This is a genomic window from Geodermatophilus chilensis (genome assembly GCF_002802985.1).
Taxonomy (GTDB): Bacteria; Actinomycetota; Actinomycetes; order Mycobacteriales; family Geodermatophilaceae; genus Geodermatophilus; species Geodermatophilus chilensis.
This window is the reverse complement of record NZ_NVPT01000172.1, coordinates 1-10,394: the sequence shown is the minus strand read 5'-3', so window position 1 is coordinate 10,394 and position 10,394 is coordinate 1. Positions and strand designations below refer to the sequence as shown.

The window sequence follows — 10,394 nt, the reverse complement described above, 5'->3', positions numbered from 1 at the left end:
TAGATAGTCAGTTAACAGTTGTCTGCAACTATAATTATTAGTTGATCGTGGATCATACAATTCTATTCTATTGCTATGTGTGTACAATAATGTGTATAGTTTGTTATTTAGGAACACGGCACTCACCGAATGTAAATCGTAAGGAGTGGTCGGAAGCTTCAGATGAGTATAAGAGCGAGTCGAGGGGCCGTGGGGGGCAGGGGGGTCCTTCAATTCACGGCACCCGGATGCGGCCGCGCGCGACCGGCACCACCGCACCGCGGACGGTCGCCGCGACCGCGCGGCCGCCCGAGGCGGTGACCGTGCAGGACAGCACCGACGGCCGGCCCATCGCCTCGCCCTGGTGCACCACGTAGGACGACGTCCCCTCCGGCGCGAGCAGGCCGGAGGCGACCAGCCAGACGCCGGTGCCCAGCGCCGCGGAGCCGGTCGCGGGGTCCTCGCCCCAGGCCAGGTCGGCGGCGAACACCCGGGCGCGCGCGGTGGCTGTGGCGCCGTCCCAGGACAGCACCGAGACGCCCTCCCCCACGCCGTGCTCGTCGAGCAGCGCGGGGTCCGGGGCGGCGTCGTCCACCACCTCGGGGCGGACGGCGAGGAAGGCGAAGGGCAGGCCGCAGCCGGCGACGTGCGCCGGCAGCCCGACGACGTCGGCGGCGGAAAGCCCGAGCGCCTCGGCGAGCGCGGCCGGGTCGGGACCGTCCTCCAGGGTGGGCCGGCCACCGGTGAGCGTGGCGCCGTCGTCGTCGACGACCACGTCCAGGACGCCGGCGCCGCACTCCTGCCGCAGCGTGCCGGCGGGCAGCCGGCCGGCGCGGACCAGCGCCGACGCCGCGCCCACGCTCGGGTGCCCGGCGAAGGGCAGCTCGGCGTACGGGGTGAAGATGCGCACCCGGTACGAGGCGTCCGGCACGGTCGGTGCCATGAGGAACGACGTCTCCGACAGGTGGAACTCGTTCGCCAGCGCCTGGCACTGCTCGGTGGAGAGCCCGTCGGCGTCGAACACCACGGCCAGCGGGTTGCCGGCGAAGGCGCGCGGCGCGAAGACGTCGACGACCTCGTAGTGCAGCTCTCCGGAGGCGGCCACGGCCCGACGGTAGCCTCAGGGCTCGGTGACCGGGCTGGCCAGGTCACGCATGGGCACAGCACCCCGGCACGGGGCCGACGGCGGCCAGCGAGGAGGACCCGTGACGACGGCGACCAGGGCGTACGTCTCCCGGCTCGCCGGGCTGCCCGTCTTCGACCCCAACGGCGACCGCGTCGGCAAGGTCCGGGACGTGGTGGTGGCGCTGCGCGTGGGGACGGCGGCGCCGCGCGTGCTGGGCCTGGTCGTCGAGGTGGTCGCCCGCCGCCGCATCTTCGTGCCGATGGGCCGGGTCACCGCGCTGGACCCGGGCTCGGTCGTGCTCTCCACCGGCACGCTCAACCTCAAGCGCTTCGAGCAGCGACGCGGCGAGACGCTGGTCCTCGGCGAGCTGCTCGACCGCCGGGTGCAGCTGGCGGAGTCCGGCCGGCCCGCCACCGTCATCGACGCCGGCATCGAGCAGGCCCGCACCGGGGACTGGGTGCTCTCCCGGCTCGCCGTGCAGGAGCCGGGGCGGCTCGGCCGGCGCGGCCAGCTGCACCAGCTGGCCTGGGACGAGGTGACCGGGCTGGGGCTGCCGCAGGCCGGGCAGGGCGCCGAGACGCTGATCGCCACCTACCGCGAGCTCAACGCCGCCGACCTGGCCCACGCGCTGCAGGACCTGCCGATCAAGCGCCGGCACGAGGTCGCCGAGGCCCTCGACGACGAGCGGCTGGCCGACGTGCTCGGTGAGCTGCCCGAGGCCGACCAGATCACCATCCTCGGCACGCTGGAGGAGAAGCGGGCGGCCGACGTGCTCGAGGCGATGGACCCCGACGACGCCGCGGATCTGCTCGCCGAGCTCTCCAACGTCGACCGCAACCGGCTGCTGGAGCTCATGGAGCCCGACGAGGCCGAGCCGGTGCGCCAGCTGCTGCAGTACACCGAGGACACCGCCGGCGGGATCATGACCAGCGAGCCGGTGATCCTCACCCCGGACGCCACGATCGCCGAGGCGCTGGCCCGGGTGCGCGAGCCGGAGCTGACCCCGGCCCTGGCCAGCCAGGTGTACGTGTGCCGCCCCCCGTCGGCCACGCCCACCGGCCGCTACCTCGGCCTGGCGCACATCCAGCGGCTGCTGCGCGAGCCGCCGTCCACCCTGGTCAGCGGGGTGCTCGACGACATGGAGCCGCTGCGTCCGGAGGCGCCGCTGGCCGAGGTCACCCGCTACTTCGCCACCTACAACCTGGTCGCCGCGCCGGTCGTCGACGCCCAGGGCCGGCTCGTCGGCGCCGTGAGCGTGGACGACGTGCTGGACCACCTGCTGCCCGAGGACTGGCGGGAGCGGGCCCGCCGTGGCTGACGGGCGCCGGCTCGACGTCCCTCGCGGCTCGGCGCGCGGCCTCGGCGACTACCTGCGGCTGGACCCCGACGCGGTCGGCCGGTTCGCCGAGGGGATCGCCCGCTTCCTGGGCACCGGGCGCTTCCTCGCCGTCCAGACGGTGATCGTCATCGTCTGGATCGCACTCAACGTCTTCGCCGTCCAGCTGCAGTGGGACCCCTATCCCTTCATCCTGCTCAACCTGGCGTTCTCGACCCAGGCGGCCTATGCCGCGCCGCTGATCCTGCTCGCGCAGAACCGGCAGGCCGACCGCGACCGGGTGGCGCTGGAGGAGGACCGCGCCCGCGCCGCGACCACCCGGGCCGACACCGAGTACCTGGCCCGCGAGCTGGCCGCGCTGCGCGTCGCCATCGGCGAGCTGGCCACCCGCGACTTCATCCGCGGCGAGCTCAACCGGCTGACCGAGGAGAGCCCCGACGAGGCCGAGCGGCGGGAGCGCAAGGCCCGGAAGAAGCGGGAGGCCGCCGCCCGCGAGGCGACTGGCTGAGCGTCAGCCGGCCAGGCGCGCCGCGGCGCGGTCGTGCCGCCCGGTCACCTGGCGTGCCGCGGTGGCCGCGGCCAGGCCCTGGACGGGCAGGTCGACGTAGATGCTCTCGGCCCGGGCCACCTCGTACGTCTCGTGCCAGATGCCGACCGCGCCCGGCACCCTGCGGGCACGCCGGTTGAACGCGGTCCACGCGGGGCGGTGCCGGGCCCCGGTGTCGGTGGCGTAGCGGTAGACGTCCTCGACACGGCGCCAGTACTGCACGAGCACCGGCCCGCGCAGACCCAGCGTCATGCGGTAGCCGAGGAAGCCGGAGTCGGGGTCCCGGGCGAGCTCGGCGAGCATCGGCCCCATCGCGGCGAGGGTGGGCAGCCAGGCGTCGGGACGGTGCGGCGCGTTGATGCGCATCCCGATCAGGAAGACGGTCAGGTCCCCCTCGTCGGTGTGGGTCCAGCGGCCCCGGGCGATGCGTGCCATGTCGTCCTCCTGGTTGGATAGTGCAGGTGCCCAACACATTAGAGAGTGGCACTACCCAATGTCGAGGGGGGCGCGTGCAGATCTCCGAGCTGGCCCACCGGGCCGGCGTCCCGGTCGCGACCGTGAAGTACTACCTGCGCGAGGGGCTCGTGCCGGCGGGCGAGCTGACCGGCGCGACCCGGGCGCGGTACGGCGAGGAGCACCTGGAGCGGCTGCGCCTGGTCCGCGCCCTGCTCGGCCCCGGCGGCCTGTCGGTCGCCCGGGCGCGCGCGGTGCTGGCCGCCGTCGACACCCCGGGGACCTCGGTGCACGCGGCCCTGGGCGCGGCCCACCGGGTGTTGCCCGGGGTGGGCCCCGAGGGGCCGGCCGACCTGGAGCAGGCCCGCGCCGTCCTGCGGCTTCGGGGGTGGCGGGTGGCCGACGACTCCCCCGCCCTGCTCGCGCTCGCCGGCGCCCTCGAGGCCCTGCGCGCCGCCGGCGTTGCCCCGACCGACGAGCTGCTGGACCGCTACGCCGAGGCCGCCGGCCGGATCGGCGAGCGGGACGTCGCCGAGGTGCCGACCGGGTCGGTGGCCGAGGCCGTCCGCTTCGTGGTGGTCAACACCGTGCTGCTCGAGCCCGTGCTGCTGGCGCTGCGCCGGCTGGCCCAGGAGGACGCCTCCCGCCGCCGGTTCCCGGGCGACTGCTGAGGGGTCAGCCGAGCAGCACGGCCAGGACGGCGAGGCCACGGCCGGCCGGCCAGGTCGCGGGTGCGACCAGGACCAGCGCCCACAGCCGGGTGCGACCGGCACACGGCAGGACGGCGACCAGCACCGCGGCCACCACGACGTCGGCGACCGCCTGCACCGGGTGCACCGCGGCGTCCGCGAGGACCGCTCCCCCGGCCAGCACGATGCCCGCGGCCCCGGCCAGCAGCGCGCCCGGCAGCGGCCCGGGACGCCGTGTCGCCCACTGCACGGCGGCCGCCACGGCCGGCACCACGGTGGCCGAGAGCAGCAGCCAGGCGACCAGCAGCCGGTTCCGGCCGAACCCGAGGACCAGCGCCGCCCACGCGTGGTACGCCACGCTCATCGCTGCGAAGGACACCGCCGACCGGATAGCCGCGGCGCGCACCGTCGGCGCCGCGCGGCCGAGCAGCGCGACGGCCAGCACCCAGGCGGCCGGATAGCTGCCGAGGTCCGCGGCCCAGCGCAGCCCGGACTCGTCGGCGGCCTTGGTCAGGACGCCCGCGAGCAGGCCGAGGGCCGCGCAGACCGGCAGGACGGGCGCGCGCACGCGGTCGCGGGTCGGCTGCACCTCGGCATCGTGCGCGGCACCCGGCGGCCGGGCCGCCCGCCGCGCCGGGTCAGCCGGCGAGGACGTGCACCAGTGCGCCGGTCGCCCCTGCCACCACCAGGACGACGATGAACGGCGCCCGCAGCGCCAGCGCGAGCGCGGCGACGGCCACCCCGGCCAGCCGCCCGTCGACCACCAGTGCCGGGCCGGACGTGGCCGCCTGGACGGCGACCAGCGCGGCCAGCAGCGCCGCCGGCACGAACTCCACGACGCGGGTCACCCACGGCCGCTCCACCCAGGCGGCCGGCACCGACAGCCCGGCCAGCTTGAGCAGGTAGCAGCCCACGGCCGCGACGAGGACCACCGTCCACAGCGTCCCGCTGCTCACGAGTCCGCCTCGCCGGCGCTCGTCGGCCGCGTTCGCGGGGCTGCCCCGTCCCCGGGCGAGACCGCCACCCCCGGCCGCGGCCGCCCGGCCAGCGCCACCGCCACGACGGCGGCCACGACCTGGACACCGGCCGGGACGAACGGGGTGAGCAGCAGCGCGACCACCGCGCCGCCGAGCGCGACCCGCCGCTGCACCGGGGCCTCGGGGAAGCCGCGCCGCAGCCGCGGCCACAGCAGCGCCAGGAAGGCGGCGGGGACGACGGCGTCCAGCGCGGCCTGCGCCGTCCCCCCGAGCCCGGAGGCGCCGAGCGCGCCGAGGACCGTGGTCAGGTTCCAGCCGAGGTAGATCGTCGCGCCGGTGGCCCAGAACGCCAGCCGGCCCAGCTCGCGGTCGGGCGCGGCGACGGCCATCGCGGTGGTCTCGTCGATCACCCAGTGCGCGGCGCCGGCCCGGCGGAGCACGCCGCGCGGAGCCAGCAGCGGGGCCAGCAGCGGGGCCAGCCGGACGCCGTAGACGGTGTTGCGGGTGCCCAGCAGCAGCGCGCTGCCGATCGCCGCGAGCCCACCACCGCCGGCACCCAGGACGCCGACCAGCGCGAACTGCGAGGCGCCGGTGAACATGACCGCCGAGAGGACCAACGCCTGCCAGACGTCGAGACCGGCGGCGTCCGCGGCCGCGCCGAACGCCACCCCGTACAGGCCCACCGCCAGGCCCAGGCCCACGGCGTCGCGGAGGGTGGCGGTGCGGTCGGCGGACACGGCAGCGAGGCTAGCCAGGCGGTCGGACGGGCCCGGCACCCCTCGGAAGGGGGACGCCGCGGGCTTGTCCGGCTCCAGGCGAGACCTCGCGGTTCCGATGAAATGGCGTGACCGCCGCCCCGCTGCCGCACCGGTCCTCCGTCGCCGAGGACCGGCTGGCCCGTGCGCGGGAGTCGGCGCTGTGGACCTCGGGGCTGGCGACGGTCGCCGTCCCCCTGTGGTCCGGCCTGGACCTGGTGCTGGAGCCGCACATCGCCCGAGACCTGGTCACCGTCCGGCTGGTCTGCCTGCTGCCCATGCTGCTGGCCGTGTGGGCGCTCTGGCGGTCGCCGGTGGGCCGCCGGCAGCCCGAGCTGCTCGCCTGCGTCGTGCTGGTGACCGTCCAGTCGGCGATCGCCTGGATGGTGCCGAGGGTGGAGCACACCGAGTTCTACCTGCTCGGGTTCACGCTGACCGTCCTGGCCAGCGGCTGCCTCATGGTCGCCCGGCCGGTGTGGACCGGCGTGCTCGTCGTCTCCACCTGGGCGGCGTTCGGCATCGCCGTCCTCACCGCCCCGACCTCCATGCCGGCGCACGACGCGCTCGCCTCGGCCTTCTACCTCGCCACCGCGTCGCTGCTCGGCGTGGTCGCGCACTCCCAGCGCTACCGGTTGACCTCGCGGGAGTCGGCCGCCCGCACCGCGCTCGAGGAGGAGCAGGAGCACACGCGGGCGCTGCTCTCCCGGCTCGAGCGGCTCAGCCACGAGGACCCGCTCACGGGCCTGGCCAACCGCCGCCGGTGGGACGCCGAGCTGGGGGCCGCCTGCGCCGCGGCCCGGGTGGGCGGGACGCCGGTCGCCGTCCTGCTCGTCGACGTCGACCGTTTCAAGCAGGTCAACGACCGGCACGGCCACGGTGGCGGGGACGAGGCGCTGCGGCTGCTCGCGGACGCGCTCACCTCCCGGGTCCGGACCGGGGACGTCGTCGCGCGTCTCGGCGGCGACGAGCTCGCCCTGCTGCTGCCCGGCACCGACCTCGGCCGCGCGGTCGCCCTGGCCGAGGAGCTGCGCGCCGCCGCCCTCGAGCTGGACCTGCCCGGCGTGGGGCCGCGCTCGCTGACCGTGTCGCTGGGGGTCGCCGTCGCCTCCGGCGCGGACGCGCTGCCCGAGCGGCTCACCGTCGAGGCCGACGCGCACCTCTACCGCGCCAAGGCCACCCGCAACACGGTGTGCGCCGGGCCGTGGACGCCGGCTCCGGTCGGGGCTGCGCAGTAGATCACCCTCCGGACGACGGCCGCGTCGCGCGACGGCCGTACAGTGGCAGGAGGCCCGTGAACGCAGGTCACCGCCGCTCCTCGGCGGGCCGGACCGGGTCCCCCGTCGAAGGAGACAGACGCACACGATGTCCGCCCCGCTGACCGGCGCGCCGGCGCTCGACGCCGTCAACGCCGCACTGGCCACCGTCCAGGACCCGGAGATCAACCGGCCGCTCCCCGAGCTCGGCATGGTGAAGGACGTCCAGATCGCCGAGGACGGCACCGTCCGGGTCGAGGTCTACCTGACCGTCGCCGGGTGCCCGATGCGCGAGACGATCACCAGCCGGGTCACCCAGGCCGTCTCCGCCGTCCCCGGTGTCACCTCGGTGCAGGTGGGCCTGGACGTGATGAGCGACGAGCAGCGCGCCGAGCTGCGCCGCACGGTGCGCGGCACCGACGCGGCCGACCCTGTCATCCCCTTCGCCCAGCCCGGTTCGCTGACCCGCGTGTACGCGGTCGCCTCGGGCAAGGGCGGCGTCGGCAAGTCGTCGGTCACGGTGAACCTGGCCGCCGCGCTGGCGAAGAAGGGCCTGTCGGTGGGCGTGGTGGACGCCGACATCTACGGCCACTCGGTGCCGCGGATGCTCGGGGTCGACGACAAGCCGACCCAGGTCGACAACATGATCATGCCGCCGCAGGCCTACGGCGTGAAGGTCATCTCGATCGGCATGTTCACCCCGGGCAACACCCCCGTGGTGTGGCGCGGGCCGATGCTGCACCGCGCGCTGCAGCAGTTCCTCGCCGACGTGTGGTGGGGCGACCTCGACGTCCTGCTGCTGGACCTGCCGCCCGGCACCGGCGACGTGGCGATCTCCATCGCCCAGCTGCTGCCCAACGCCGAGATCCTCGTGGTGACCACGCCGCAGCTGGCCGCCGCCGAGGTTGCGGAGCGCGCCGGCGCCATCGCCACCCAGACCCACCAGCAGGTGGTCGGCGTCATCGAGAACATGTCGTGGCTGGAGCTGCCCGACGGCGCGCGCATGGAGGTCTTCGGCGCCGGCGGCGGCGAGGCGGTCTCCGACGCGCTCACCCGCACCCTCGGTGCGCGGGTGCCGCTGCTCGGCCAGATCCCGCTGGACACCCGGGTCCGCGAGGCCGGGGACGCCGGCGCGCCGGTCGTGCTGGCCGACCCCGACTCCCCCGCCGCTCAGGCGCTGGCGCGGATCGCCGATGGCCTGGCCACCCGCCAGCGCGGCCTGTCGGGCATGTCGCTGGGGCTCACGCCCGTCCGTCACTGAGCTGGACCGCCGAGAGGCCGGTGTCCCGTCGGGACACCGGCCTGTCGCCGTCTTCGGTGGCAGTGCGTGCGTTCCTCGTGCAGTGCTGCCGCTGCAGCACCCGCAGGGCACGAGGAACCCCGGCAATGGGCCCCGCCCTACGTCGCGTCGGGGTCGAAGGGGGGCGGGGCGGAGGGGTCGCGCGTACGGGCGGCGGCTGCCGCCACCGTGGTCGCGGCCGTGGCCCCGGTGGCGCGCGGCGGCGCGTCGTCGTCGGCGAGCAGCTGGTTCTTGATGAACGTCCGCGGGTGGTACTGGCGCAGGTCCAGGTCACGCAGCTTGGCCAGGTCGTCGCCCAGGGACTCGTCGACCTGGGCCCGGACGCCGGTGACCGCCTCGCGCACCTTCTTCAGCCCCGCGGCGGCGTCCTTGGCGAGGTCGGGCAGCCGCTCGGGCCCGAAGATGAACAGCGCGGCGAGCGCGAGGACGATGATCTCGCCCCAGCCGATCGAGTCGAACACGCTCCGCTCCCGTCCTCCCGCGCCCGGTCCGGCCGTCGCGCATCCCCAGCGTAAGCGGCGCGCCCGCCACGGTCAGTGCCCCGAAGAGGGGGTCCTTCCTCAGGCCTCGTCGAGGGTGGCCTCGACCGTCGTCGAGGACCCGCCGCGCACCAGCTCGACGCTGATCGTCTCCCCGGGGTCGTGGGAGTCGACGGCCACGACCAGTTCCTCGGAGCTGCCGACCGGGTCGCCGTCGACGGCGATGACGACGTCCTGCTCCCGGATGCCGGCCTCGGCCGCCGCGCTCCCCGGCTCGACGTTGACCACCAGCGCGCCGTCCCGGGTGCCGTCGGTGACCGAGCGGGCGTTGACCCCCAGGGAGGCGTGCACGGCGCGCCCGGTCGCGATGAGCTGCTCGGCGATGTCGCGCACGGTGTCGACCGGGATGGCGAACCCGAGGCCGACGCTGCCGCCGCCGAGCGAGGCGATCGCGGTGTTGATGCCGATGACCTCGCCGGCGCCGTTGACCAGCGCGCCGCCGGAGTTGCCCGGGTTGATCGGGGCGTCGGTCTGCACCGCGCTGATCACCGCGTTGGTGTCGCTGCCCTCGCCGGCCAGCCGGACCGGCCGGTCCAGCGCGCTGACGATGCCGCTGGTGACCGTGCTGGCCAGGCCCAGCGGCGAGCCGATCGCGACCACCGGGTCGCCGACGACGACGCCGTCGGACCGGCCCAGCGCGGCGGCGAGCAGGCCCGGCTTCTCCACCTTGAGGACGGCGAGGTCACTGGCCGGGTCGCGGCCGACGATGCGCGCCGCCGATCCGCTGCCGTCGGAGAAGACCGCGCGGATCTCGGCGCCCTCGACGCCGTCGGCGCCGGAGATGACGTGGTTGTTGGTGACGATGTAGCCGTTCTCGCCGTCGATGACGACCCCGGAGCCGGTGGCGCCGGCCTCGCCGATGCGGACCTCGACCGAGACGACGGCCGGGGTGACCCGCGAGGCGATGTCGGACACCGAGCCGGGCTCGCGGGCGATCCCCTCGTCGGTCTCGCTGAGCTGGGTGCCCGGGGCCAGCAGCGGCGACTCGTCCGCGGTGCGGGTGAGCCAGTAGCCGGCGGCGCCGCCGACCAGCCCGGTGAGCAGCACCGCGAGCAGGCCGAGGACCGCCAGCCGGATCGACACGTCGGCCAGCCGCAACCGCCGGCGTCCCTTCGCGTCGACGACGACGGGGCCGGTCTGCTCCTCGGGCTCCTCGAACACGGCCGGGCCGATGAGGCCGGCCGGGGCGTGCGGGTCGCGCCACGGATCGGAGCGGGCGTCGGACTTCCACCACGGACCGGTGGCGGTGCGCCGCCGTCCGGGCCGGCCACCGGGCGGCTCCTGCAGGCCGCGCTGCCCCGGCGCCGGGGCGAAGGCGCGCAGCACCGCCTCGGGCGGCGGGGCAGCGCGGCCTGCAGGAGCCATCTGACGCTCCCGACGACTCCTTCCCTTGTCATCCCGAAGCTGTCCGTGTCAGGATATCACACAGCACGTCCTCTT

General features: G+C 75.4%; 12 protein-coding genes. 5 read left to right on the top strand and 7 right to left on the bottom strand.

Features of this window, described 5'->3' with window-relative positions:
• Positions 1-214: 214 nt before the first annotated feature.
• A complete protein-coding gene (locus CNO22_RS22340) occupies positions 215-1,084 on the bottom strand; it encodes a PhzF family phenazine biosynthesis protein (RefSeq protein ID WP_100501443.1) in 870 nt (289 codons plus the stop codon).
• A 100-nt stretch (positions 1,085-1,184) separates the two neighbouring features.
• Between CNO22_RS22340 and CNO22_RS22335 the strand changes: the two genes are divergently transcribed.
• Together CNO22_RS22335 and CNO22_RS22330 are read left to right on the top strand one after the other, a co-directional pair.
• Positions 1,185-2,423, top strand: a complete 1,239-nt coding sequence (locus CNO22_RS22335; RefSeq protein ID WP_100501441.1) for a magnesium transporter MgtE N-terminal domain-containing protein — start codon at positions 1,185-1,187, stop codon at positions 2,421-2,423.
• The gene (locus CNO22_RS22330) at positions 2,416-2,949 is read left to right on the top strand and encodes a DUF1003 domain-containing protein (RefSeq protein WP_100501439.1); all 534 of its coding nucleotides are present in this window, start codon (positions 2,416-2,418) and stop codon (positions 2,947-2,949) included. Before CNO22_RS22335 ends, CNO22_RS22330 begins: the two co-directional genes overlap by 8 nt.
• A gap of 3 nt (positions 2,950-2,952) precedes the next feature.
• Here CNO22_RS22330 and CNO22_RS22325 read toward each other — a convergent pair whose 3' ends face one another.
• Entirely contained in the window at positions 2,953-3,423 is a 471-nt protein-coding gene (locus tag CNO22_RS22325; protein ID WP_100501437.1) for a DUF4188 domain-containing protein, read from the bottom strand.
• Positions 3,424-3,497: 74 nt separating this feature from the next.
• Between CNO22_RS22325 and CNO22_RS22320 the strand changes: the two genes are divergently transcribed.
• On the top strand, positions 3,498-4,112 hold the full coding sequence (locus CNO22_RS22320) for a MerR family transcriptional regulator (protein WP_100501435.1): 615 nt from the start codon (positions 3,498-3,500) through the stop codon (positions 4,110-4,112).
• 4 nt (positions 4,113-4,116) lie between these two features.
• On the opposite strand, the gene CNO22_RS22315 is transcribed toward CNO22_RS22320, so the two are convergent.
• The 3 genes from CNO22_RS22315 to CNO22_RS22305 are packed head-to-tail and all read right to left on the bottom strand — an operon-like array spanning position 4,117 to position 5,844.
• On the bottom strand, positions 4,117-4,719 hold the full coding sequence (locus tag CNO22_RS22315; protein WP_100501433.1) for a DUF6518 family protein: 603 nt from the start codon (positions 4,717-4,719) through the stop codon (positions 4,117-4,119).
• Positions 4,720-4,768: 49 nt separating this feature from the next.
• Positions 4,769-5,086 carry an AzlD domain-containing protein gene (locus tag CNO22_RS22310; protein ID WP_100501431.1) on the bottom strand — a complete coding sequence of 106 codons (318 nt, stop codon included), beginning with the start codon at positions 5,084-5,086 and terminating at the stop codon, positions 4,769-4,771.
• On the bottom strand, positions 5,083-5,844 hold the full coding sequence (locus CNO22_RS22305; protein ID WP_100501445.1) for an AzlC family ABC transporter permease: 762 nt from the start codon (positions 5,842-5,844) through the stop codon (positions 5,083-5,085). The genes CNO22_RS22310 and CNO22_RS22305 overlap by 4 nt, the downstream gene beginning before the upstream one ends.
• Before the next feature lie 107 nt (positions 5,845-5,951).
• On the opposite strand from CNO22_RS22305, the gene CNO22_RS22300 reads away from it, so the two are divergent.
• Both CNO22_RS22300 and CNO22_RS22295 read left to right on the top strand, forming a co-directional pair.
• Complete coding sequence (locus CNO22_RS22300; RefSeq protein ID WP_100501429.1) at positions 5,952-7,097, top strand: GGDEF domain-containing protein; 1,146 nt, start codon at positions 5,952-5,954, stop codon at positions 7,095-7,097.
• A 127-nt stretch (positions 7,098-7,224) separates the two neighbouring features.
• Complete coding sequence (locus tag CNO22_RS22295; protein WP_100501427.1) at positions 7,225-8,376, top strand: Mrp/NBP35 family ATP-binding protein; 1,152 nt, start codon at positions 7,225-7,227, stop codon at positions 8,374-8,376.
• Between the two features lie 137 nt (positions 8,377-8,513).
• On the opposite strand, the gene CNO22_RS22290 is transcribed toward CNO22_RS22295, so the two are convergent.
• A complete protein-coding gene (locus CNO22_RS22290) occupies positions 8,514-8,876 on the bottom strand; it encodes a twin-arginine translocase TatA/TatE family subunit (protein ID WP_100501425.1) in 363 nt (120 codons plus the stop codon).
• Between the two features lie 99 nt (positions 8,877-8,975).
• On the bottom strand, positions 8,976-10,319 hold the full coding sequence (locus CNO22_RS22285) for a S1C family serine protease (protein ID WP_232807259.1): 1,344 nt from the start codon (positions 10,317-10,319) through the stop codon (positions 8,976-8,978).
• Positions 10,320-10,394 lie beyond the last annotated feature (75 nt).

Bases quoted from the DNA above. Each gene is read 5' to 3' on its own strand.
- CNO22_RS22295 (WP_100501427.1), top strand. From the start codon at position 7,225: ATGTCCGCCCCGCTGACCGGCGCGCCGGCGCTCGACGCCGTCAACGCC.
- CNO22_RS22325 (WP_100501437.1), bottom strand. From the start codon at position 3,423: ATGGCACGCATCGCCCGGGGCCGCTGGACCCACACCGACGAGGGGGAC.
- CNO22_RS22285 (WP_232807259.1), bottom strand. From the start codon at position 10,319: ATGGCTCCTGCAGGCCGCGCTGCCCCGCCGCCCGAGGCGGTGCTGCGC.